The organism is Nakamurella leprariae (assembly GCF_016918035.1).
Taxonomy (GTDB): Bacteria; Actinomycetota; Actinomycetes; order Mycobacteriales; family Nakamurellaceae; genus Nakamurella; species Nakamurella leprariae.
Map to the genome: position 1 here is coordinate 32,977 of NZ_JAERWK010000026.1, position 23,805 is coordinate 56,781.

Annotated in this window: 17 protein-coding genes and 1 pseudogene; 11 read left to right on the forward strand and 7 right to left on the reverse strand. The window is 74.8% G+C overall.

The window, feature by feature from the left end:
* The first annotated feature begins 15 nt into the window (after positions 1-15).
* Complete coding sequence (locus tag JL106_RS18915; RefSeq protein ID WP_205262330.1) at positions 16-1,083, forward strand: ABC transporter substrate-binding protein; 1,068 nt, start codon at positions 16-18, stop codon at positions 1,081-1,083.
* Between the two features lie 116 nt (positions 1,084-1,199).
* Here the strand turns inward: JL106_RS18915 and JL106_RS18920 are convergent.
* Both JL106_RS18920 and JL106_RS18925 read right to left on the reverse strand, forming a co-directional pair.
* A pseudogene (locus tag JL106_RS18920) lies at positions 1,200-2,392 on the reverse strand (RNA polymerase sigma factor).
* Positions 2,393-2,451: 59 nt separating this feature from the next.
* The gene (locus JL106_RS18925) at positions 2,452-2,817 is read right to left on the reverse strand and encodes a YciI family protein (protein ID WP_205262331.1); all 366 of its coding nucleotides are present in this window, start codon (positions 2,815-2,817) and stop codon (positions 2,452-2,454) included.
* A gap of 453 nt (positions 2,818-3,270) precedes the next feature.
* Here JL106_RS18925 and JL106_RS18930 point away from each other — a divergent pair, with 453 nt between their 5' ends.
* Positions 3,271-4,413: a phosphotransferase family protein gene (locus tag JL106_RS18930; protein WP_205262332.1), complete on the forward strand. Its 1,143-nt coding sequence runs from the start codon at positions 3,271-3,273 to the stop codon at positions 4,411-4,413.
* Between the two features lie 378 nt (positions 4,414-4,791).
* On the opposite strand, the gene JL106_RS18935 is transcribed toward JL106_RS18930, so the two are convergent.
* On the reverse strand, positions 4,792-5,694 hold the full coding sequence (locus tag JL106_RS18935) for a GGDEF domain-containing protein (RefSeq protein WP_205262333.1): 903 nt from the start codon (positions 5,692-5,694) through the stop codon (positions 4,792-4,794).
* Positions 5,695-5,847: 153 nt separating this feature from the next.
* Here JL106_RS18935 and JL106_RS18940 point away from each other — a divergent pair, with 153 nt between their 5' ends.
* Positions 5,848-6,981, forward strand: a complete 1,134-nt coding sequence (locus tag JL106_RS18940; protein WP_205262334.1) for a winged helix DNA-binding domain-containing protein — start codon at positions 5,848-5,850, stop codon at positions 6,979-6,981.
* A gap of 15 nt (positions 6,982-6,996) precedes the next feature.
* On the opposite strand, the gene JL106_RS18945 is transcribed toward JL106_RS18940, so the two are convergent.
* The 4 genes from JL106_RS18945 to JL106_RS18960 all read right to left on the reverse strand — a co-directional run bounded on the left by JL106_RS18945 (position 6,997) and on the right by JL106_RS18960 (position 12,593).
* Positions 6,997-7,719, reverse strand: a complete 723-nt coding sequence (locus JL106_RS18945) for a YoaK family protein (RefSeq protein WP_205262335.1) — start codon at positions 7,717-7,719, stop codon at positions 6,997-6,999.
* A 238-nt stretch (positions 7,720-7,957) separates the two neighbouring features.
* Complete coding sequence (locus tag JL106_RS18950) at positions 7,958-9,136, reverse strand: acetate/propionate family kinase (protein ID WP_205262336.1); 1,179 nt, start codon at positions 9,134-9,136, stop codon at positions 7,958-7,960.
* Positions 9,133-11,511, reverse strand: coding sequence for a phosphoketolase family protein (locus tag JL106_RS18955; RefSeq protein ID WP_205262337.1), 2,379 nt, complete (start codon positions 11,509-11,511; stop codon positions 9,133-9,135). Before JL106_RS18955 ends, JL106_RS18950 begins: the two co-directional genes overlap by 4 nt.
* A gap of 56 nt (positions 11,512-11,567) precedes the next feature.
* Positions 11,568-12,593 (reverse strand): glycosyltransferase family 2 protein, encoded by a 1,026-nt coding sequence (locus JL106_RS18960; protein WP_205262338.1) that lies wholly within the window; start codon positions 12,591-12,593, stop codon positions 11,568-11,570.
* A 324-nt stretch (positions 12,594-12,917) separates the two neighbouring features.
* Between JL106_RS18960 and JL106_RS18965 the strand changes: the two genes are divergently transcribed.
* The 8 genes from JL106_RS18965 (at position 12,918) to JL106_RS19000 (ending at position 23,794) form a co-directional block, all read left to right on the forward strand.
* Positions 12,918-14,609 (forward strand): carbamoyltransferase family protein, encoded by a 1,692-nt coding sequence (locus JL106_RS18965; protein WP_205262339.1) that lies wholly within the window; start codon positions 12,918-12,920, stop codon positions 14,607-14,609.
* Complete coding sequence (locus tag JL106_RS22265) at positions 14,606-16,264, forward strand: HAD-IIIA family hydrolase (protein ID WP_205262340.1); 1,659 nt, start codon at positions 14,606-14,608, stop codon at positions 16,262-16,264. The genes JL106_RS18965 and JL106_RS22265 overlap by 4 nt, the downstream gene beginning before the upstream one ends.
* Complete coding sequence (locus JL106_RS18975) at positions 16,261-17,340, forward strand: glycosyltransferase family 9 protein (RefSeq protein WP_205262341.1); 1,080 nt, start codon at positions 16,261-16,263, stop codon at positions 17,338-17,340. Before JL106_RS22265 ends, JL106_RS18975 begins: the two co-directional genes overlap by 4 nt.
* On the forward strand, positions 17,337-18,293 hold the full coding sequence (locus JL106_RS18980) for a glycosyltransferase (RefSeq protein ID WP_205262342.1): 957 nt from the start codon (positions 17,337-17,339) through the stop codon (positions 18,291-18,293). The genes JL106_RS18975 and JL106_RS18980 overlap by 4 nt, the downstream gene beginning before the upstream one ends.
* A gap of 95 nt (positions 18,294-18,388) precedes the next feature.
* A complete protein-coding gene (locus tag JL106_RS18985) occupies positions 18,389-19,645 on the forward strand; it encodes a glycosyltransferase (protein ID WP_407940207.1) in 1,257 nt (418 codons plus the stop codon).
* Positions 19,642-21,801, forward strand: a complete 2,160-nt coding sequence (locus JL106_RS18990) for a PfkB family carbohydrate kinase (protein ID WP_205262344.1) — start codon at positions 19,642-19,644, stop codon at positions 21,799-21,801. The genes JL106_RS18985 and JL106_RS18990 overlap by 4 nt, the downstream gene beginning before the upstream one ends.
* The gene (locus JL106_RS18995) at positions 21,798-22,856 is read left to right on the forward strand and encodes a glycosyltransferase family 9 protein (RefSeq protein ID WP_205262345.1); all 1,059 of its coding nucleotides are present in this window, start codon (positions 21,798-21,800) and stop codon (positions 22,854-22,856) included. Before JL106_RS18990 ends, JL106_RS18995 begins: the two co-directional genes overlap by 4 nt.
* Positions 22,853-23,794 carry a UDP-glucuronic acid decarboxylase family protein gene (locus JL106_RS19000; RefSeq protein ID WP_205262346.1) on the forward strand — a complete coding sequence of 314 codons (942 nt, stop codon included), beginning with the start codon at positions 22,853-22,855 and terminating at the stop codon, positions 23,792-23,794. The genes JL106_RS18995 and JL106_RS19000 overlap by 4 nt, the downstream gene beginning before the upstream one ends.
* Positions 23,795-23,805 lie beyond the last annotated feature (11 nt).

Sequence of the window (23,805 nt, forward strand, 5' to 3'; positions counted from 1 at the left end):
GAGGTCCTGCTGATCGTGCGCCCCCGTGTCTCGTCCCGCTTGTCCCGCTCCCGGGTCGCCTCGCTGCTGGTGGCTGTGTCCGCGGGGATGGCCCTGACTGCCTGTGGCGGCGGATCGGGCGCCGTCGAGGTCTCGGTGTCGGACCCGGACGCCGGCGCCGGGACCGGTGTCGCGACCGCCGCGGAGCGGACGGTCGTGGGTGCGGACGAGGTCGCCCAGCAGGTGCCGGGGGAGCCGCGGCAGGTGGTGACCCTGTCCGAGCCGACGCTCGACGCGGCCATCGCGCTCGGGGTCACCCCGGTCGGGACCGTCGCCGCCCGTGGGCAGTCCGGGGTCGCGGCCTACCTGGCCGGCGAGGCGGCCGAGGTGCCGATCGTCGGCGCTGTCGCGCAACCCAACCTGGAGCAGATCGCGCTGATCGCACCGGATCTGATCCTGGTCGACGGCACCTCGGTGAACAACGCGCCCGGGATGATGGAGGCGCTGCGCGGCATCGCGCCCACCGTGATGACCGGCTACGCCGGCGGCGACTGGCGGGCCAACCTGGCCCTGACCGCCGAGGCGCTGGGTCGCGAGGACGAGGAGCAGCAGGTCCTCGACGCCTACCAGGACCGGGTCGACGACATCCGCAGCCGCCTCGGCGACCAGCAGGACGCGCAGATCTCAGTGGTCCGCGCCCAGTCCGGTGGGTTCTCGCTCATCCTCAAGGAACTGCTGGCCGGCCAGGTGCTCACCGATCTGGGTCTGCCTCGCCCGCCCGACCAGGACCGCGAGGGCCGCGGGCACTCCGAGCCCATCTCCGAGGAACAGCTGTCGATGATCGACGGCGACTGGATCTTCATGGGCACTCTGGGCGGCTCGTCCGTGGGCAACCCGAACGGCGGCGGTGCCAGCGACCAGGGGGCGGCCCAGCGCGAGATCGACGAGGCGGCCGCGTCCATCCCCGGCTTCACCTCGCTGCGCGCGTACCAGGAGGGCCACATCGTCCCGGTCGACGGCTCGGCCTGGACCTCCACCGGCGGCCCGCTGCTGCTCAACACCATCCTCGACGACATCGACGCCGCGCTGACCCAACCCAGCTGACCCAACCCAGCTGACCCGGAACGGTGCCCGGCTCGCCCGCTCGGATCCAGGTCGAGGCAGGACGAGCGGCAGGCGGACGACGTGCACCCCGCGGAACCGCCGTCCCGAGCACCTGATCAGCGAGCCGCGTCGTCCCGTTCAGCGGCGCGTCGCTCCAGCTCTGCCGCCCGCCCGGCCAGGTGACGCTGCTCGCGCACGTTGCCGGCCCGGCGGGCGGCCTCCCGGTACCAGTGGGCGGCGGCGGAGCCGTCACCGGACCGTGCGAGCAGATGCGCGCGGACCGCGGCCACCCGGTGGTGCCCGGCCAGCGGACCGTCCTGCAGCGCCTGCAGCTCGTCGAGACCGGCGGCCGGACCGCCGACCATCCCGACCGCGACGGCGCGGTTGAGACTGACGACCGGGCCGGGCGTCAGCCGCACCAGGACGTCGTACAGCGCGACGATCTGCGCCCAGTCGGTGGCCGCGGCGGTGGGTGCCTCGGCGTGGACCGCCGCGATGGCCGCCTGCACCTGGTACGGGCCGAGTGGTCCGCTGCGCAGAGCCGTCGTCACCAGCACGGTGCCTTCGGCGATGGCGGCCCGGTCCCACCGGGAGCGGTCCTGCTCCTCGAGGACCACGAGCTCGCCGTCGGGGTCCGTCCGGGCCGCCCGCCGGCTGTCCTGCAGGAGCATCAAGGCGAGCAGGCCGGCCGTCTCGGACGACGACGGCAGCTTCCGGTGCAGCGATCGGGCCAGGCGCATCGCCTCGGCGGTCAACGCCGGTCGCATCAGGTCCGGTCCGGCTCCGGCCGTCCATCCCTCCGTGAACATCAGGTACAGCACCTGGTGCACGATGTCGAGCCGACCCAGCAGTTCGGCGCCGGCCGGGACGGTGAACCGCGCGCCCGCCGCCCGGACCGTCGCCTTGGCCCGGGAGACACGCTGCGCCACGGTCGCTTCCGGCAGCAGCAACAGGCGGGCGACCTCCGGGGTGGTCAGGCCGCCGAGGGCTCGCAGGCCAGGGTGAGCTGCGCCGGGGCGGTCAGCGCCGGATGACAGCACAGGAACAGCAGCGCCAGCGTGTCGTCGCCGGTGACGCCCGGCTGGTCGGCCGCGGGCGCGAACAGCCGGACCTGGGCGGCGATCCTGGCCTCGCGCCGCTCCCGGGCGGCGTCGGCCCGGATGCCGTCGACCAGACGACGGGTGGCCACCGTGCGCAGCCAGCCCAGCGGATGCTCCGGGATGCCGGCCCGCCGCTGCTGGTGGGCGGCGATCACCGCCTCCTGCACGGCGTCCTCGCAGCGCGCGAAGTCGCCGTGGCGGCGCACCATGGCCGCCAGGACCTGGGGCGCCAGCCGGCGCACCAGGTCCTCGGCATCCGGCTCGCCGCTCACGCCGGCGGGGCTCCGTGGGTCATCAACGGCCACACCTCAAGGCCACCGCCGCGGGTGCCGTGCCGCAGCCCGGGGTAGGACGAGGCCAGTTCCAGCGCCCTGGCCTCGTCGGCGACGTCCAGGACGAAGTAGGAGCCCACGTACTCGGCCGCCTCCAGGTACGGGCCGTCCGACACCACCGGCTGCCCGCCGGCCACCCGCACCGCGTGCGGCCGGGATTCCAGTCCGTCCACCGCCACCATCTCGCCCGACGCCTGCAGCTCGGCGTTGAACCGGTCGACGTCGGCGACGAGCGCCGCGAAGTCGACGGACGGATCGCCCCAGATCGCGTCGTTGCCGTACACCATCACCAGGAACTTCACGGTGTCCTCCTGTTCCGGCCGGCCCGGTGGCCCGGCTCCGCTGGTGGATCGGCGCCGACGCAGCGTTCTCGACACGATGCCGGAACGATCTTCCTGTGCGGGCGCCGGGATGGCCCGCTGGCGGTGGCACGGGCACCGGGCGATCGTCCCGGGGATCTTCCTGGATCACCGTCGTATCAGAGGCCGGCTGGACGGCTCCGACCTCCTGTCACCGCGACGCACCACCGCGCCACGGACGAGAACCCGTTCAGTGCAGCGTGATCGGGCCGATGGGAAGGAGCCCCGCGTGTCCGCCGAGAAGCTGTTCGGAACCGCCACCACTCGGGTCGAGTTCGAGGAGACCGCGGCCCACTGCTGACCCGCCCGCCTGACGGTCACCTGAGCACTCCGGACGACCGACCCACCGCCGCACCCGCCCTCGCTCCGTCCCCGGCTCGCCTCGAGGAGTCCGTCATGCCCGCGTTGTCGCCGACCCGAGGCCCGCAGGCCGTCCCGGCACCGACACCGGTGCCGAGCGGGCCGACCCCCGTGCCTACCCGGGTCTCCGCGGACGCCCTCGACCTGCTCACCGATCTCACCGCGGCCGGCGTGCTGGACCTGGCCGCCGTCACCGACGTCCAGATGGTGCACCGGCGCAGCGCCGGCTACCGCATCACCCTGCAGGACGGCCGTCGGTGGTTCGCCAAGCGGGCCCAACGGCGGGTCGACGGCACCTGGTCGGCCGACCTCACCACCGAGGGCGCCAACCACCGCGTCGCGCTGGGTCTGCCGGGTGTCCGGCCGCTGCTGCCGCGCCTGGTGCACGCCCGGCACGACATCCTGGTCACCGAGTGCATCGACGACCACCGGCATCTCGACGACCACCGGGCCGCCGCCGGGGGCACCGACCCCGTCGCGGCCGCCGCGCTCGGCTCCGTCGTCCGCCGCCTGCACGCCGCCGGCCGGCGCGCCACCGGCGCCCGCCCGGTCAACCACGCCGCGGCGGCCGTCGGCACCTGGTTGTCCCCGACGCCCACGCTCGTCGCCCAGCACCCGGCCGGGTTCACCGAGCTGACCGTCCGCATCCGCGCCGCCGGCCTGGCCGCGCCGCTGACCCGGCTCGCCGCCGGGTGGCGCTCGATCACCTTCATCCACGGAGACCTCAAGTCCGACAACTTGTTCCTGCGGGCAGCGGACGACGATGGGCATCCCGCCGTCCGGATCATCGACTGGGAGACGGCCGGCCTGGGCGATCCGCGTTGGGACGTCGGCTCGCTCATCGGCAACCATCTGTTCAGCTGGCTGGCCGGTCTCGACTTCCGGCAGGGGCAGACCCTGGCCGACTGGCTGGCCGGCGCGGAGGTGCCGTGGCCGCGGGTGCAGGACGAGACCCGCACGCTGCTGTGGGCGTACGACGCCGGACCGGCCGACGATCACCCGGCGCCTCTGGACGCCGCGGGCATCACGACGGTCGGCGGGTACGCCGCCGTGTTCCTGCTGCAGCGGGTCACCGCCTCCGCGCTCACCGCACCGGTCCTGCCACCGCTGGCTCTGGCCGCGGTGCAGGTCGCCGCCGCCCTGCTCACCACCGACGCCGCCGTGGAGCTGCTCTCGTGACCGCCCTGCCCGCCCCCGCTCCGCTCGCGCCCGGAGCACCCCGCCGACCACCCAGCGGACCCGGTGACGCTCCGCCGGCCTGGAACACCAGCTCTACCAGCACCACTACCTGGGCCGGACCACCTCGGTCGACGAGACCGCCGACCAGCGGCCGTCCTTCGCGCGGGAGGTCGCCACGCTGAGCCGCCGGCTGCACGCGACGGCACCCACCACCGCGGTCGGACCGGCGCTGCTGGTGGCCAACCTGATCGCGGTGGGCGGATCACTGCCGCCGCACCCGGACACCGACGGCGCGCGGGCGCTGCGGGCCTGGCGGGTACTGCGTCAGCGCCGGAGTCACCGCAGCCCCGAGGTGACCGGCCGCTGATCAGCCGAGGCTCACGGTTCGGCGCGACGCCGTTCCAGCGTGCGGCGGGCTGCCCTGAACAGCGCGGATGCGGTGGTGCCGTCGGTCGGCGACACCGCCGCCCCGCAGTGGGCCCGCGCCGTGATCGGCAGCACCGGTGTCGGGATCTGTCCCTGCAGCGCCTCGGTCACCTGTTCGGCCAGCCACTCGGCGGTCGCCGCCGCGTCGTCGGCGGTGGTCGGCCGGACCAGCAGGAAGTTGTCGGCGTCTCCGTGCGCCAGCAGGTCGTCCGGTCCGGTCACGGTGGCCAGCCGGTCCGCGACGCCGCGCAGCACCACGTTGCCCACGTCGTAGCCGAACGTCTCGTTGATCTCCGAGAAGCCGGCCAGGTCGATGGTGAGTACGGCGACCGCCTGGTCGTCGCCCGCGTCGGCCAACAGCTCCTCGAGCTGGTCGAGCAGGTGATCGCGGGTGCTGAGCCCGGTGAGGGCGTCGCGGTGGGCGAGTTCGGTGAGTTCCTGCTCCCACTCCACCCGCTCGGTGACATCCAGTTGGTAGCCGATGAAGTGGGTGATCCGGCCGTCGTCGTCCCGGACCGGGGAGATGCCCAGATCGTTCCAGAAGGTGGTGCCGTCCTTGCGCTGGTTCAGCAGCACGATCTGGATCTCCCGCCCGGCGGCCATGGCCTGCCGGATGGCCTGCGGAGCGGTCGGATCGGTGTCCGGTCCCTGCAGGAACCGGCAGTTGCGGCCGATCACCTCGTCGAGCGGGTATCCCGTCATCCGCTCGAAGGCGGCGTTCGCGTACACCAGCGGGACGTCGGGGGCGAGAGCATCCGCGATGGTCACGCCTTGGGCGGCGGCCGCCACGGCACGCATCAGGACGGTGGGCAGCACGTCGGGCGACAGGCTGGACGCCGCGGAAGGCTCGGTCATGCCTCGATGTTCTCCCATGCCCGAAGGCGCCGGAAATCCGGTCGGCGGATGCCGCCGACCGTCCTGGTGCTCCTGCTGACCGATACCCGCCGGGACGGGCCACCAAGCAGAACCACGCGACCGTCACGGACCGGCCGGTGTCATGCTCGAGGAGTGACGGCGCTGACCGACCGCGAGCTGAACCGTGCGTTGCTGGCCCGGCAGGGCCTGCTGGCCCCGTTCGACGCCGACGTGCCGATCGCGGAGGTGGTCCGGCGCACCGGTGCCCTGCAGTCCCAGCAGTGGACCACGGTCCCGATCGGGTTGTGGGCCCGGACCAGCGGCTTCGATCCGGCCGCGGTATGGGCGGCGCTGGACGCCGGCGACCTGATCACCGGCACGTTGCTGCGCGGCACCCTGCACGTGGTCGACGCCCAGGAGTACCCGGCCTACGCCGCCCACGCGGCGGCCCATCTGCCGTTGGCCCGGGCGAAGGGGACCGACCCGGCCGGCCTGGAGCGGCTGGCCGCGGACCTGGTGACCGCGTGCCGGGGGACGGTGATGTCGGCCGACGCGACCCGGGACTTCGCGGACGCCTGGGTGGCCGAACACCCGGACGAGATCGACGCTGCGGAACTGGAGCAGCAGCAGGCGTCCCGGTGGCGGAACCTGCGCGCCCACCCGCGGTTGGTCCGGGTCCCGGAACGTGGCGGGTACGGGTCGAAGACGCCGTCGCACTTCGCCGCCGCCCCGCGGCGTGCGGCGTTGCCCGCCGAGACCGCCGCCCTGGAGGTGCTGGTGCGGGCCCACCTGCGGGCCTTCGGGCCGGCCGCACCGGCCGACGTCGCGTCCTGGCTCGGCACCCGGGTGAGCACCGTGCAGCGGGTCGTGGATGGGGCCGACGACCTCGAGGTGCTGGCCGGTCCCGGGCGCGGGTCGCTGGTCGACCTGGTGGACGCACCGCGTCCCGACGGGGACGTCGAGGTCCCGGCCCGGTTCCTGCCGGCCTTCGACAACGTGATCCTGGCCTACGACGCGTCCCGCCGGGGCCGCATCGTCCGCTCGGAGGACGGCCCGAGGATCTGGGGCGGCCGCAACCTGCGGATCGATCCGCTGGTGCTCATCGACGGGATGGCCGCGGGCAAGTGGTCGAGCGCGGCGTCCCGGTCCCTGGCCACGGTCACGGTGCAGCCGTTCCAGCGGGTGCCGGCCGCGGCGCGGCGGGCGGTGGAGGCGGCCGCCGTGTCGCTCACCGCCTTGCTGCACCCGAGGGCGGCGGACACCAGGGTGCAGTGGTCGACGCCGTGACGCGACCCGGCCGGGTCAGTCCGCCACGGCGCTGCGGTGGTTCTCCCGGGCGCTGATCCACAGCACGGCGATGGCCACCAGCATCAGCCCGGCTCCGACGGTCAGGGCCACCGCGCCGGAACCGGCCCGCACGATGGCGGCACCGACCAGGGCGCCGGTGCCCATGGCCACGATGGCACCGAGCCGCTGGACCCAGCGGTGGCCGCTGCCGGCCGGGGCGCCGGCCAGCCGGCTGTCCCGGGACAGATTGGCCAGCGTGCTGGTGACCACCACCGTGGTGATGTCGGCGTTGCCGATCGGACGCACCGCCGCCACCTGGGCGCCCATGGCGGTGGCCAGAAGCGCGGTGAGCACCACCATCACCGGGGTGCCCAGGGTGCCCATGACCAGCCAGACCGCGGCCACCACGATGGAGACGGCGGTGTTGGCGCCGATGGTGAGCAGGCTGCGGGTCGGCACGGTCAGCGGATGCCCGCGGCCCACGAACCGGGCGGCGACGATCGCGCCGGCGGCGAAGCCGAGCAGCGCGACCAGGTTGTTCAGGAACGGGATGTCGTCCACGCCGACCAGCGCGAAGCCGATGAACAGCACGTTGCCGGTCATGTTGCCGGTGAACACCTGGTCCAGGCTCAGGTAGCTCACCGCGTCGATCACGCCGGTCGCCGCGGTGAGCAGCAACAGAGCGCTGACGTGCTGGCGCAGCACGCGGGTGGTGCGGTCGGGTCCGGACGCAGGCATCGGACCAGCCTCGCCGATCACGGACGAGGACGGCGGCGCGGCTCGCGGTGTCGGGGCCGGGTGAGCCGGACGGCGGCAGCTGATTGGCCGGTGACGCCGGGGGATACCGGGGTGGAGACCACTGCCGCCCCGTCGGGCGGTGGACGGCCGTTCCATCCCGAGCCGCTCGCCGGCCCGGCCGTGGGAAGTGTGCGCCCGCGGCCGGGTCGGACGGGCCCGGATCCGTGTCCGACGCCGGTCAGCCGGGCCGCACCACGGCCCGGGTCTCGGCGGCGATCTGCCGGTCCTCCCGGGGCTGTACCAGCACGACCGGGATCGGCGCGTCCGGCCGGGTCAGCACCTCGTCGGTGTCGATGGCCGCCGCGTTGCGGGCCGGGTCGAGGGCGTCCCCGAGCCCGAGCACGGCCAGCCCCTCGCAGACCGCCGCGCGGATCTCCGGTTGGTCGGCACCGATCTCGCCGGTGAAGACCACGGCGTCCAGCCGGGGCAGGCAGGCGGCCGCCGCGGCCAGGTGCTGCCGCACCCGCAACGAGTACACCTCCAGGGCCAGCCGGGCGGCGTCCCGTTCGTCCGGGCGGTGATCGCCCGCCGGGTCCCCCCACGGACCGCCTCCGGCCGCCTCGACCAGGACCCGGGTGTCGCCGGACAACCCGCGGGACAACGCGGTCAGCCCGGCGGCGTGCTCCAACCCGTCGGCCACCTCGTCGACCGAGAGCCCGCCCTGCTGCAGCAGCCACAGCACCAGTCCGGGATCGACCGAGCCGCTGCGGGTCATCATCGGCAGGCCCTCCAGCGGGGTGAAGCCCATCGAGCACCACACGCTGCGACCACCGCGCACCGCGCACACCGACGCGCCGCTGCCCAGATGGGTCAGCACCAGGTCGAGCCGCTCCACCGGCCGGTCCAGCAGCGCCGCCGCCCGCCGCACCGCCCAGGTGTACGACAGTCCGTGGAAGCCGTACCGGCGCAGCCCGAACCGGTCCCGCCAGGCCGCGGGCAGCGGATCGACCCGGGCCGCCTCCGGCAGGTCGGCGTGGAAGACGGTGTCCAGGCAGGCCACCTGCGGCACGTCCGGCAGCGCGTCCAGGCAGATGCGGATGGCGGCGAGCGCCGGGGGGACGTGCAGCGGGGCCAGCTCGGCCGCCACCTCCAGCGCCGCGAGCACCCGGGCGCCGTCGGCGCCGGTGAGCTCGGCGTGCCGGCTCAGCTCGGCGCCGCCGTGCACCACCCGGTGCCCGACCGCGTCGACCGGCCCGATGCGATCGAGGAAGTCCCGCAGCGCCGAGCGCGCCTCGTCGCTGTCCGGCGCGGCGTCGATCGCCTCGCCGTCGATCAGCTCGTCGTCGGCGGCCAGCAGGCTCAGCTTGAGGCTGCCGCCGCCGGCGTTGACCACCAGCACCCGCTCCGCCGCGCTCACCGCAGACCCCAGGTCCAGTCGGTGATCTCGGCCGGGTCCTGGCCGGTGCGCCGCACGTGGGTGAGGATGTCGTCGCGCTGCCGGGCGTACCGGTCGGCCAGGTCGCCACCGGCCGAGGCCCAGCCGCGGGCCCGCTGCAGCACCGCGATGGCCAGATCGTGCCGGGTCACCCCGTTGCTGGCCAGCAGGTCGTACGGCGTGGTGGTGGTGCCCTCCTCGACGTAGCCGCGGACGTGGAACCGGCCCGGGTCCGGCCGACCGTGCAGCAGCTGGTGCACCGCCGAGGGATAGCCGTGGAAGTCGAAGACCACGGGCAGGTCGTCGCCGAACAAGGCACGGAAGTCGTCCTCGGACAGGCCGTGCGGATGGGTCTGCGGTGTGCGCAGCGACACCAGGTCGACCACGTTGACCACCCGCATCCGCAGCTCGGGCGCGTCCCGGCGCAGCATCTCGGTCGCGGCCAGGGTCTCGACCGTCGGCACGCCGCCGGCACAGGCCAGCACCACGTCGGCCCGCTCCTGCACGGCCGCCGGGTGACTCGCCCACGCCCACACCGAGGCGCCGGCCGCGCAGTGGGCGACCGCGTCGGACAGTGAGAGCCATTGCACCGCCGGGTTCTTGCCCGCGACCACCAGGTTGATCCGGTCGGTCGAGGCCAGACACGTCCGCATCACCGCCAGCAGCGTGTTCGCGTCCGGCGGCAGGTACACCGCGGTCGTCTCGGCCTTCTTGGTGAGCATGGTGTTGATGAAGCCGGGACCCTGGTGGCTGTACCCGTTGTGCTCCTGCCGCCAGCCCTCGCTGGTCAGCAGGTAGTTCAGCGCGCTCACCGGGGTGCGCCACGGCACCTCGCGGGACAGCTTGAGGAACTTGGCGTACTGGTTGACCATCCCGTCGACGATCGAGACGAAGGCTTCGTAGCACGGGAACAGGCCGTGTCGGCCGGTCAGCAGGTAGCCCTGCAGCCATCCCTGGCAGTCGTGCTCGGACAGCACCTCCATCACCCGGCCGGCCGGGTCGAGGTGCTCGGCGGACCCGGGCACCGGCCAACTGAACGCCCGGTCGGTGGCCTCCAGCACCGCGGTCAGCTTGTTCGACTCGAGTTCGTCCGGGCAGACGATGCGGAAGTCCCGGGTGGTCTCGGTGCGCCGGAACACCTCGGCCAGCCACGACGCCAGCACCGCGGTGGCGCCCGCCGTCACCGTGCCGGGAGTCCCGACCTCCTGGGCGAAGTCGGCGATCTCCGGCAGGTCCAGCGGCCGGCGCAGGTCGCCGCCGACGGCGGCCGGGTTGGTGCCCATCCGCCGCTCCTCCGGCGGGCAGACCGCCAGCACGGCCGGCACCGGCCGCCCGTCGTCGAAGAGCTCCTCGGGCCGGTACGACCGCAGCCACGCCTCGAGCGCGGCCAGCTGCTCGGGGTCCTCGGCGACGTCCTCCATCGGCACCTGGTGGGCGTGGAAGGTGCCCTCCAGCGGGCTGCCGCCCAGCTCGGCGGGCAGACCCCAGCCCTTGCGGGTGCGCAGCACGATCACCGGCCACGCCGGCCGCTCCGGGCGTCGCCCCGAGCGGGCCTGGCGCTGGATACCGGTGATCCGGTCGTACGCCTCGTCCATCGCCACGCCCAGCCGCTCGTCGGCGACAGCGCCCTCGGTGTAGTCGATCTCGGCATAGACGATGATCGGGTGGTGGCCGTACCCGCGGTACAGCGCGGTGAGCTCGTCGTCGCTCATCACGCCGGTCTGAGTGGGAGAGGCGATCTTCCAGCCGTTGCCGTGCACGATCGGCAGCACCGCGCCGCTGGTGGCCGGGTCCAGGTACTTGGTGCTGTGCCAGGCCGCGGCGGTGGGTCCGGTCTCGGCCTCGCCGTCACCGACCAGGCAGGCCACGATCCGGTCCGGCGCGTCGAGCGCGGCACCGTAGGCGGTGGCCAGCGCGTATCCGAGCTCGCCGCCCTCGTGGATGACGCCCGGAACCTCCGGGGACAGGTGGCTCGGGAATCCGCCGGGCCAGGAGAACCGGCGGACCAGCTCGGTCAGGCCGGCCCGATCCCGGGTCAGCGCCGGGTCGAACCGCTCGTGCGCGCCCTCCAGCCACAGGTTGGCGTGATTGGCCGGCGCACCGTGCCCGGGCCCGGTGACCAGCAGCACGTCCGCCCCGGTGCGACCGATGAGCCGGTCGAGACCGGCGTACACCAGGGTGATCCCGGGGCAGGTGCCCCAGTGGCCGAGCAGTCGCGGCTTGAGATGGTCCGGCCGCAACGGCTCCTCGAGCAGCACGTTGTCCCGCAGGAAGATCATCGCGGCGGCCAGGTAGTCGGCGGCGCGGCGGTAACGCGCCAGTGGCGCCACGTCCTCGGGCGCTGGTCCGATCGACATCGGCGTTCCTTCCGAGTGTGTCGGTCGGGCAGGCCGGGTCGGCCGAGCCCGGTCGATCAGGCCGGGCGGCGCTCCGGGTCGGGCCCGGACGGTGGTGCCGCGACCGGCAGAGGGTGCGTCGGCTGCAGGAAGACGACAGGGTCGACCCGGTTGAACAGCGATCGTCGGCCGGCGAACCGCCGCTCCTCCAGGACGCGCAGGTCGCCGTCCACGGTGGGCGCCATCGGGCGTCGGCGGCGCAGCACCCACGGCAGGCCGCGCACGAACATGCCGACACCACGCACCCAGTCCCGGTTCTTCGGGGTGTCGACGAGGATGAACACGGTGTAGCGGACTGCGCTGCGGAACCGCCGGTGGATCCAGGCGTTCCACAGCGTGTTGCGCATGCCGTGCGCGCGCAGCGTCGGCGCGTTGGCCAGGCTCGGGTGGTGGTGCATCACCAGCTCGGGCAGGTAGCGCATCTGCCAGCCGCGTCGGATCAGCTTGTGCGCCAACGTCTCCTCCTCGCCGCCGAGGAAGAACTCCGGGTCGTACCCGCCGACCTGCTGCAGCGCCGCGACCCGGGCCACGGCGGCGCCGGCCATGAAGCTGAGCAGCACCGGGTTGGGGATGCCGGCGCGGTCGGGCAGGGGGCTGTCGGCCATCTCGACCGAGATGACGTCCAGTTCCTGTGCGTCGCCGACCAGGATGCGGGCGTTCAGCAGCGCCAACTGCGGGTACCGCTCCAGCCACTGCACGGCGGTGACCAGGCCGTCCCGGTCGTACCAACCGTCGTCGTCGCAGAACACCACGTAGGGCGTGCTGGCGTGCTGATAGCCGAGAGTGCGCCCGGCGGCACCGATGTTGGCCGCCGACCGGACGACTCGAACCTCCGGCCGACGCTCCAGCACCGCGACGGTGTCGTCGGTGGAGTCGTTGTCGACGGCGATGATGGGGAGGCCGAGCTCGGTCAGGTGGTCGAGCACCCGGTCGATGCGGTGGCCGCACTGGTAGGTGAGCAGCACAACGGTGAGCCGATCGGCCAGCCAGCGGGGATCCGTGCCCGGGCCGGTCGAGTCCTTCGAGGTCCCGGCCGTACCCATGGACTCACCCTCCCACCGCACTCCGGCCCGTCGGTTCGAGCCCGGGAGGACCTCGACCACCGCGGCCGGCGGCCAAGGTATCACCGGGCGAGGCGGCCCGATCGCGGTCGACGAGCCCCGTGGCCGGGTGACCGACCGGGGCCGTGACCGACCTGTTGCCGCGACCCGACGGCGGCCGTACGGTCGGGCGGCGCTGCTTGTTTGATGACCGTCCGACTTGGATACCGAGCCGGGGCTCGACTTCCCGGCCGTGCACGTCCGGGCGGAGTGGGACGCGCAGGACCGAACGGCAGAGACGGACATCGGGACGTCGGGGAAGGCAGCATGCGGGTACTGGGTGTCAACGCGATCTTCCACGATCCTTCCGCCGCGCTGGTCATCGACGGCCAGGTGGTGGCGGCCGCCGAGGAGGAGCGGTTCAGCCGGCGCAAGCACGGCAAGCGGCCGGTGCCGTTCTCGGCCTGGGAGCTGCCGGAACTGGCCATGAAGTGGTGCCTGGCCCACGCCGGGCTGCGCCCGCAGGACCTGGATGCGGTGGCCTACTCGTTCGACCCGGCGCTGGCCAAGCCGGCCGGGGAGATGGGGCTGGACGACCCGTTCGACTGGATGCGCATCCAGTACGCCGAGCAGGCGCCCGGTTTCCTGCAGGCCGCGCTGCCCGGCCTGGACCCGGCGATCGTCCGGTTCGTCCCGCACCACGTCGCGCACGCCGCGTCCGGAGCGCTGGCCTCACCGCACCGCCGCAGCAGCGTGTTGGTGCTCGACGGCCGTGGTGAGCGGGCCTCGCACCTGTCCGGCCGGTACGACGACGGCAAGCTGCAGGTGCTGGCCAGCCAGGAACTGCCGCACTCCCTGGGGCTGCTCTACGAGTCGCTCACCGAGCACCTGGGCTTCCTGCGCTCCAGCGACGAGTTCAAGGTGATGGCGTTGGCCTCCTACGGCACGCCCGCCTACCTGGACGAACTGCGGGAACTGGTGCACGCCACCGACGACGGCGGCTTCGTGGCCGACATCCCGGACTGGAGCCGGTGGGCGCCGGCCCGGATCGACGACGGCAGCTGGGGCGGCACTCACGCCGACCTGGCCTGTTCGGTGCAGGCGCGGCTGGAGGAGGTGCTGGTCGACCTGGCCACCTGGATCCACGGGCAGACCGGCGACACGGTGCTGACCATGGCCGGCGGCACCGCGCTGAACTGCGTGGCCAACTCCCGGATCTGGCGGGAGACGCCGTTCGAGGAGGTCTGGGTCCAGCCCGCGGCGGGCGACTCGGGCACCGCGCTCGGCGCCGCGCTCCAGGTGGTGGCGGACGAGGGCACGGTGCCCCGGCCGATGCCAGGCGCCGACCTGGGGCGCGGCTGGTCGGACGAGGCGCTGGCCGACTGGCTGCGCACGGCCAAGGTGCCGTTCACCACCCCGGACGACCTGCCCGGGCAGGTGGCCGACATCCTGGCCGGCAACGGCGTCATCGCCTGGTTCGACGGACGCAGCGAGTTCGGCCCGCGCGCGTTGGGTCACCGCTCGCTCATCGCCAACCCGGGGCCGCCGGAGAACCTGGAGCGGCTCAACGACGTCAAGGGCCGCGAGCAGTTCCGTCCGGTCGCACCGATGGTGCTGCTGGAGCACGCGGCCGAGATCTTCGACTCCGGCCCGATCCCGTCGCCGTACATGCTGTTCGTGCACCGGGTGAAGGAGGAGTGGCGGGAGCGGATCGCCGCCGTCGTGCACGTGGACGGCACCGCGCGGATCCAGACCGTCGACCCGGCCCGGCAGCCCCGGCTCGGAGCGATGATCGAGGCGTTCCGGGACCGCACCGGCGTCCCGGTGGTCATCAACACCAGCCTGAACACCGCCGGCCGGCCGATGGTCGACGATCCGCGGGACGCGTTGGAGCTGTTCGGGTCCGCGCCGGTGGACGCGCTGGTGCTCGGGCCGCACCTGGTCCGGCGCGGCCGGCTCACGGCTGACGGACCCACGGACGCCTCGGCCGACGGCACGGCACCCGGGGTCGCCGAGTGACCGCAGGGGGCGCCGGCCCCGTCGCCGACCGAGCGCGGTACGGGATCGTCATCCCGTCCATCGGGCGGCCGTCCCTGCAGGTGCTGCTGGCCGCGCTGGCCCGGCAGCCGGTCGGCGAACCCGACCGGCCCGTGCTGGTGGTGGTGGCCGACGACCGCCGCGCGCCGCTCGACGCCGCCGCCGCGCGGGTGCCGGAGCTGACGCTGCCCGCCGACCTCCCGTTCCCGGTGACGGTGGTGCGCACCGGTGGCCGCGGGCCTGCGGCGGCTCGCAACGCCGGCTGGCGGACCCTGCTGGCCGGTGCCGGTGCCGACCTCGAGTGGATCGTGTTCCTGGACGACGACGTCACCGTCCCGGACGACTGGACCGGGCACCTGCTGGCCGACCTGGCCGGTGCCGCCCCGACCGTCGGGGGCGTGCAGTCCAGACTGGACGTGCCGCTGCCGCCGGACCGGCGGCCCACCGACTGGGAGCGGAACACCGCGGCGCTGGCCGTCGGGCGCTGGATCACCGCCGACATGGCCTACCGCCGCGACGCCCTGGTCGCCGTGCACGGGTTCGACGAGCGCTTCCCGCGGGCCTTCCGCGAGGACGCCGACATCGCCTTCCGGGTGCAGCGGGCCGGCTGGACCCTCACCCGCGGCACCCGCACCACCGTGCACCCGGTCCGGCCCGCACCGGACGGGATCAGTCTGCGCACCCAGGCCGGCAACGCCGACGACGCGCTGCTGGCCGCCATGCACGGCCGGCGCTGGCGCGAGGTCACCGAGTCCGGTCCCGGCCGGACCGCCTGGCACCTGGCCACCGCGGGGGCGGCCGCCGCCGCCGTCGGCGCCGCGTCGGCCGGACGTTCCCGGCTGGCCGCCGTGGCCGCCGCCGGCTGGGCTGCGCTCACCGTCGACTTCGCCCGCCGCCGCATCGCCCCCGGCCCGCGTCCGGGACAGCCGGGCTGGGCGGCCGAGTGGCGCCGGATGGCCTGGACCAGCGCGGTCATCCCGTTCGCGGCGGTGCGGCACCGGGCCGTCGGTGCCTGGCGCCACCGCCGGGGCGTGGCGGCCTGGCCGCCGCCGGTCCGCGCGGTGCTGTTCGACCGGGACGGCACCCTGGTGCACGACGTGCCCTACAACGGCGACCCCGAGCAGGTCCGTGTCGTCGACGGCGCCTGCGCCGTGCTGGACGACCTGCGCCGCCGCGGCATCGCGGTCGGCATGGTCAGCAACCAGTCCGGGGTGGCCCGCGGGCTCATCACCGCCGACCAGGTCAGCGCGGTGAACACGCGGGTGCAGCAGGATCTGGGGCCGCTGGACACCGTGCAGGTCTGCCCCCACGGTCCCGACGACCGCTGCTGGTGCCGCAAGCCCGAGCCGCTCATGGTGCTCCGCGCGGCGGCCGCCCTGGGCGTGACGCCGGCCGAGTGCGCGCTCATCGGTGACATCGGGGCGGACGTGCAGGCCGCCGTGGCCGCGGGGGCCCGTGCCGTGCTGGTGCCGACCGCGGTGACTCGGACCGAGGAGATCGATGCCGCGCGCGGAGCGGCGGGCGCCGTGCACACCGCGCCCGATCTGGCCACCGCGGTGCTGCTGCTGGCCCTGCACGGCGAGTCCGGGGCGGTGCCGGGCAGCGGCGGCGTGGCGGTCGCCGGGAGCGCGGCATGACCCGGGTGCTGGCCGTCCGGCTGGACAGCGACGGCGACGTGCTGCTCACCGGGCCGGCCATCCGGGCGCTGGCCGGGCCGCTCGGACCGGGGGACCAGCTCGACCTGCTGGTGTCCCCGGCCGGAGCGCAGGCGGGACGGCTGCTGCCGGACGTCACCGAGGTGCTGGTCTTCGCCGCGCCGTGGACCGGGTTCCGGCCCCCGCCGGTCGACCTGGACGGGACCACGGCCCTGGTCGCCGAGCTGACCGCCCGCGGGTACGGCCGGGCCGTGATCTTCACGTCGTTCCACCAGAGCCCGCTGCCGATGGCGCTGCTGGCCCGGCTGGCCGGCATCCCGTCCGTGGCCGCCACCAGCGTCGACTACCCGGGCTCGCTGCTCGACCTGCGGCACGTCCGGCCCGAGGGGCACGAGGTGACCGCGGCGCTCGACCTGGCGCTGGCCGCGGGCGGGCGGTTGCCGGCCGGGGACGACGGCCGGCTGGCGGTCCGCCGTCCGCTGCCCGACGTCACCGATGTGGTCCCGGTCCGCCCGTACGTGGTGCTCCACCCGGCCGCCTCGGTGCCGTCCCGCGGCATCACCGCCGCGCACGCCGGTTCACTGGTGGCCGCGTTGGGCGACGCGGGCTGGCCGGTCCTGGTCACCGGCGGCCCCGCGGACCGGGGCCTGACCGCGGCGACGGTCGTTGCTGCGGGCGGGGTCTCGTCCCGGGCCGTGGACCTGGCCGGCCGCACCTCGTTCGCCGAACTGGCCGCCGTGCTGGACGGCGCGGCCTGCGTCGTGGTCGGCAACACCGGTCCGGCGCACCTGGCGGCCGCGGTCGGAACGCCGGTGGTGTCGCTGTTCTCGCCGGTGGTGCCGGCGGACCGCTGGGCGCCGTACGGGGTGCCGACCGTGCTGCTCGGCGACCAGGATGCGGCCTGCCGGGACACCCGGGCGCGGGACTGCCCGGTGCCCGGCCATCCGTGCCTGACCGGCATCGGCGGCGACGAGGTGGTGGCCGCGGTGGCCCGACTCACCGGCGTCCTCGTCGACGGGGCAGCCGGAACCGCGGCGGGGCAGGAGGTGTCGGTGTGAGGATCCTGATCTGGCACGTGCACGGGTCGTGGATGACCGGCTTCGTGCAGGGGCCCGACGAGTACCTGATCCCGGTGCTGCCGGACCGGGGCCCGGACGGCCGCGGCCGGGCCCGCACCTGGGACTGGCCGGCGAACGCCCGCGAGCTGACCCCGGCCGAACTGGCCGAGGCCGACTTCGACGTGGTCGTGCTGCAGCGCCCCGAGGAACTGGCCCTGGTGCAGCGGTGGACCGGCCGGCGACCCGGGATCGACGTCCCGGCGGTGTACGTCGAGCACAACGCGCCCGAGCCGCACCCGGTGCTCAGCCGGCACCACCTGGCCGACCGCGAGGACATCCCGGTCGTGCACGTCACCGACTTCAATGCGCTGATGTGGGACTCCGGGCGCGCCCCGACGACGGTCGTCGACCACGGGGTGGTCGACCCCGGGCACCTGTACATCGGCTCCCGGGCGCGGGTGGCGGTGGTGGTGAACGAGCCGGTGCGGCGCGGCCGGATGGCCGGGACCGACCTGGTGCTCGGCATGGCCGCCCGGGTACCGCTCGAGGTCTACGGCATGGGCACCGCCGAGCTGGCCCGGCTGGAGCCGTCGCTGGACGGGTTCATCCACGACCTGTCGCAGGCGGAGCTGCACCGGTCCATCGCGCACGACCGCGCCTACTTCCACCCGTACCGGTGGACCAGCCTGGGCCTGTCGCTCATCGAGGCGATGATGGTGGGACTGCCCGTGCTGGTGGTGGCCAGCACCCAGGCGCCGGTGGCCGTCCCGGCCGCGGCCGGGGTCGTCAGCCCGGACCCGCAGGTGCTGCAGGTCACCGCCCGTCGCTGGCTGGCCGATCGGGACGAGGCCGCCGAACGCGGTCGCGCCGCGCGGGCGCACGCCCTGGCCACCTTCGGGGTGGAACGGTTCCTGACCGACTGGCAGGCCGTGCTGAAGGAGGTCGTGCGATGAGCTCCCACCCGTTCAGGCCCCGGTCCGTGGTGACCGATCCCGACCCGGTGACCGACCCGGACACCGGGGGCGCCACCGACCTCCAGCACCGGCCGCTGGACATCGCCATGGTCTCCGAGCACGCCAGTCCGCTGGCTGTGCTGGGCGGGCAGGACGCCGGCGGTCAGAACGTGCACGTGGCCGAGCTGGCCCGGGCGCTGGCCGCCCGCGGGCACCGGGTCCGGGTGTACACCCGCCGGGACGCCGCTGACCTGCCCGAGCGGGTCGCGCTGACCGAGGGCGTCGAGGTGGTGCACGTGACCGCCGGTCCCGCCGTCGAGATCGGCAAGGACGAGCTGCTGCCGCACATGCCGGAGTTCGGGCGCCGGCTGACCGAGCAGTGGACGGCCGGGCCCCCCGACGTCGTGCACGCGCACTTCTGGATGTCCGGCGTGGCCTCGCTGCCCGCCGCTCGGGAGACCAGGACGCCGCTGCTGCAGACGTTCCATGCGCTGGGGACGGTCAAGCGGCGGCACCAGGGCAGCCGGGACACCAGCCCGGCCGAGCGCATCGCGCTGGAGACCGAACTCGGCCGAGCCGTCGACACGGTGGTGGCCACCTGCACCGACGAGGTGGCCGAACTGGTCGCCATGGGCGTGCCGGCCGACCGGGTGACCGTGGTGCCGTGCGGGGTGGACGTCGACCACTTCTCCCCGGGGGCCGGCGCCCGGGGAGAGCCGGGCCGGCTCCGGCTGCTCTCGGTGGGCCGGCTGGTCGAGCGCAAGGGGGTCGACACCGTCCTCCGCGCCCTGGTCGAGCTGCCCGACTGCGAGCTGCTGGTCGCCGGCGGACCCGAGATCGCCTCACTGGGCCGCGATCCCGAGGCGGTACGGCTGCGCTTCGTGGCCGCTGAACTGGGCGTGGCCGACCGGGTCCGGATGCTCGGCCGGGTCGGCCACGACGACATGCCCGGCCTGCTCCGGTCGGCCGACGTGGTGGTGGCCACGCCCTGGTACGAGCCGTTCGGCATCGTGCCGATCGAGGCGGCCGCGTGCGGTCGCCCGGTCGTCGGCAGCGCGGTCGGTGGCCTGCTGGACACGGTGCTGCCCGGCCGGACCGGTCTGCTCGTCCCGCCGCGGGATCCGGCCGCGCTGGCCGCCGCGGTGCGCGAGCTGGCCGCCGATCCGGACCGGCGGGCCGCGATGGGCCGGGCCGCCCGCGAGCGCGCGGTCCGGCAGTACAGCTGGGCGTCGGTGGCCCGCGCCACCGAGGCGGTCTACCGGGAGGTGCGCCGCAACGCCATGGGTGAGGCGGCCCGTCCCGGTCCGGACGGGACGCGGGCGGCTGCACGGATGCTGGGGGTGGCGGGATGACCGCACAGGTGCACGACACGCAGGCCTGGCTGGCTGCACACGCCGACGAATTGGCCGGTGCACTGGCCGATCTCACCCGGGCCGCCGATCGGGTCGCGGACTGGGCCCGGCAGCTGGACGCGGTGTACGCGCGACACGGTCGGGTGCTGGTCGCCGGCAACGGCGGCAGCGCCGCCGAGGCCCAGCACCTCACCTCCGAGCTGGTCGGCCGGTTCCTGGACGAGCGGCGCCCGTTGTCGGCCATCTGCCTGAGCGCCGAGACCTCCGCGCTCACCGCCATCGTCAACGACTACGGCGCCACCGAGATGTTCGCCCGGCAGGTCCAGGCGCACGGGCGGCCCGGTGACGTGCTGATCCTGCTGTCCACCTCCGGACGCAGCCCGAACGTGCTCGAGGCCGCGCGCCGGGCCCGGCAGCTGGGTCTGCGTATCTGGGCGCTGACCGGTCCGGGTCCGAACCCGCTGGCCGAGCTGTGCGACGAGGCGCTGCCCATCGCCGCGACCAGCACCGCCGGGATCCAGACCGGGCATCTCGTGGTCATCCACGCCCTGTGCGCCGCGCTCGACGCCCACCTGACCGGGACGGCCGCCCCGGAGCCGGAAGCGCATGTCCGGCAACCGGTGCCGACGGCACCGGCAGGCACGGCGGTCGCCGAGCCGGTGCCGGCCGACGACCGCCCCGGGCCGTCGGTGGTGGTCATCGGGGACGTGGTGCTCGACCGGGACGTGCACGGTCGCACCACCCGGATCAGCCCGGACGCACCGGTGCCGGTGGTCGACGTGCAGCAGACCCGGGTCAGCCCGGGCGGTGCGGGCCTGACCGCGCTGCAGGTGGCGGCGGCCGGCGCGGCCACCACGCTCATCGCCCCGCTGGCCGACGACGCCGACGGCCGGGCCCTGGTCGAGCAGCTGACCGCCGCCGGCGTCCGGGTGGTGGCGCTGCCGCACCAGGGCGGGACGCGCAGCAAGACCCGGATCCGCAGTGCCGGCCAGTCGTTGGTGCGGGTGGACACCGGCGGCCCGGGTACTCCCGGGGACGTGTCCGAGGCGCTGGCCCGGGAGGTGGCCGCGGCACTCGCGGGCGCGGCGACCGTGCTGGTCTCCGACTACGGCGCCGGCACCACCACGCACCCGGTCATCCGGGACCTGTTGACCCGGGCGGCGTCCCGCGGCCGGATGGTCTGGGATCCGCATCCGCGCAGCGGTCCGCCGGTCCCGGGCTGTCTGCTGGTCACGCCCAACGCCGCCGAGGCCCGCGGCCTGCTGGGCGAGGCCGGCACGGACACCGCGGCCCGGCAGCTGCCGGCCGACGTGCTGGCCGATCGGCTGGTCCAGAAGCTGGGCGTGCGGGGCGTCTCGGTGACGGCCGGCGCGCGCGGGGCGTTCCTGGCCGCGGTGGGGTCCGCGGCGCGGTACCTGCCCGCGCCGGCCGCGTCCGGAGGCGACCCGTGCGGCGCCGGTGATCAGTTCGCCGCCTCGGCCGCAGTCGCGCTGGCGCGCGGCGCGTTGCCGTCCGAGGCGGTGCAACGGGCGGTGCACGACGCCTCGGCCTGGGTCGCGGCCGGAGGCGCGGAGGCCTTCCGGGTCCGCTCGGCGACCGGACCCGCGGCGAGCGGGTCCACCGAGGTGCCGGTGGTCGCGGTCGGGTCGGGCGACTCCGACGTGCACCGGCTGCTGGCCGGGATCCACGCCCGCGGCGGCACGCTGGTCGCCACCGGCGGCTGCTTCGACATCGTCCATCCCGGTCACGTGGCCACGCTGCAGGCCGCCCGCCGGCTGGGCGACGCCCTGGTCGTGGTGATCAACTCCGACGAGTCGGTGCGCCGGCTCAAGGGCCCGACCCGTCCGGTGGTGCCCGAGCAGGACCGGGCCCGGGTGCTGTCCGCGTTCGACTGTGTCGACGCCGTGGTGATCTTCGACGAGGACGACCCGCGGGCGGTGCTGGACTGGATCCGGCCGCAGGTCTGGGTCAAGGGCGGCGACTACGGCGGGACCCCGCTGCCGGAGACCGACGTGGTGGAGCGGCACGGTGGGCGCGTCGTGCTGCTGCCGTACCTGGACGGGCGGTCGACCACGGCCATCCTGGCCCGGTCGGCGGCCGGCTCCGGTGCCGGTTCCGGAGGTTCCGACGGGTTCGGCGACGGAGCCTCCGCGTGACGCTGCCGTCGGCACCGGCGCAGGCTCCCGGCGCGATCGAGCCGGCCGCCGTGGCCGGGTCGGTGCTGGTGCTGCGGGCCATCGGCCTGGGCGACGCGCTCACCGGCATCCCGGCACTGCGGGCGCTGCGTCGCGCCCATCCGGACCGCCCGCTGCTGCTGGCCGCCGGGTCCGCGGTGGGCCGGTTCCTGGTCGCGGCCGGCGTGGTCGACGGCTTCCTGCCCACCCGCGACCTCGCCCCGCTGCCGGCGGTGTCGCCGCCGTTCCTGGCCGTCGATCTGCACGGCAACGGCCCGGCCAGCCATGACGTGGTGGCGGCGACCCGAGCGCTGCACCTGCTCACCTTCGCCTCGCCGGACGCCGGCTACCCGGACGGACCGGTGTGGCGGCGGGACGAGCACGAAGTGCTGCGCTGGTGCCGGCTGGCGGCCGAGGTGGTCCCGGCCGCGCTGGCCGGCACGCCGGACGATCTGCTCCTCGCGCCGACCTGGGACGACGGGCCTGGCGCCGGACCGGACGCGCCCGTGGTGCTGCACCCGGGCGCGGCGTTCGGGTCGCGGCGCTGGCCGGCGTCGCGGTTCGCCGAGCTGGCCACCGCGCTGGTCGACGAGGGGCACCGGATCGTGCTCACCGGCGGCGCGGACGAGGTCGAGTTGTGCGCGGCGGTGGTCGCCGGGATGCCGGCCCACGCCCGGGCCGCGGTCCGGGTCACGGCCGGCGCGCTGGACCTGCCCGCGCTGGTCGAGACGGTGCGCACCGCGCGGCTGGTGGTGTCCGGTGACACCGGCGCCGCCCACGTGGCCACTGCGGTCCGCACCCCGTCGGTGCTGCTGTTCGGGCCGACGCCGCCGCGCTGGTGGGGGCCGTTGGTCGATCTCGACCGGCACCCGGTGCTGTGGCCGGCGGCGGAGGGGTACCGGGGCGACCCGCACGGCAGCCAGGTCGACGCGGTGCTGGACCGGATCGATGTGGCCGCGGTGCTGGGTGCCGTGCGGGACCTGGTGACGGGAGCCGAGAACCATTCGGGGGTTCACGAACTGGAGGAGCAGCGGTGAGAGCGGTCGTGACCGGCGGGGCCGGGTTCCTGGGAAGTCACCTGTGCGAGACGTTGCTGGCGCGCGGGCACGAGGTGGTGTGCCTGGACAACTTCCTGACCGGGACGCCCGCCAATGTCGCTCACCTGATGGAGTCGCCGCGGTTCCGCATGGTGCGGTGCGACGTCACCGACTACATCCACGTCCCCGGCCCGGTGGACCTGGTGCTGCACTTCGCGTCCCCGGCGTCGCCGGTGGACTACCTGCAGCTGCCCATCCACACCCTCAAGGTCGGCTCCATCGGCACCGGGCACGCGCTGGGCCTGGCCAAGGACAAGGGCGCCCGGTTCATCCTGGCGTCCACCTCCGAGGTGTACGGCGATCCGCAGGTGCACCCGCAGCGCGAGGACTACTGGGGCCACGTCAATCCCATCGGTCCGCGCGGGGTGTACGACGAGGCCAAGCGGTACGCCGAGGCGCTGGTCACCGCGTACCGGACCACGCACGGCATGAACACCGGCATCGTGCGCATCTTCAACACCTACGGCCCGCGGATGCGCCCGATGGACGGCCGGGCCATCCCGACGTTCATCCGACAGGCGCTGGCCGGGGAGCCGATCACCGTGGCCGGCGACGGCCTGCAGACCCGCTCCATCTGCTACGTCTCAGATCTCGTGGCCGGGATCCTGGCCATGGCCGAGCTGGACCACCCAGGTCCGGTGAACATCGGCAACCCGACCGAGCTGACCGTCGCGCAGATCGCCCGCGACGTGGTCGAGGCCACCGGCTCGTCGTCGACCATCGAGTTCGTGCCGCGACCGCAGGACGACCCGCAGGTGCGCCGGCCCGACACCACGCTGGCCCGGCAGCTGCTCGGCTGGGCACCGCAGGTGGACTGGCCGGACGGACTGCGCCGCACGGTGGATCATTTCGCGCAGGCACTGTCCCAGTCCGCCTGAGCCGCCGGCCA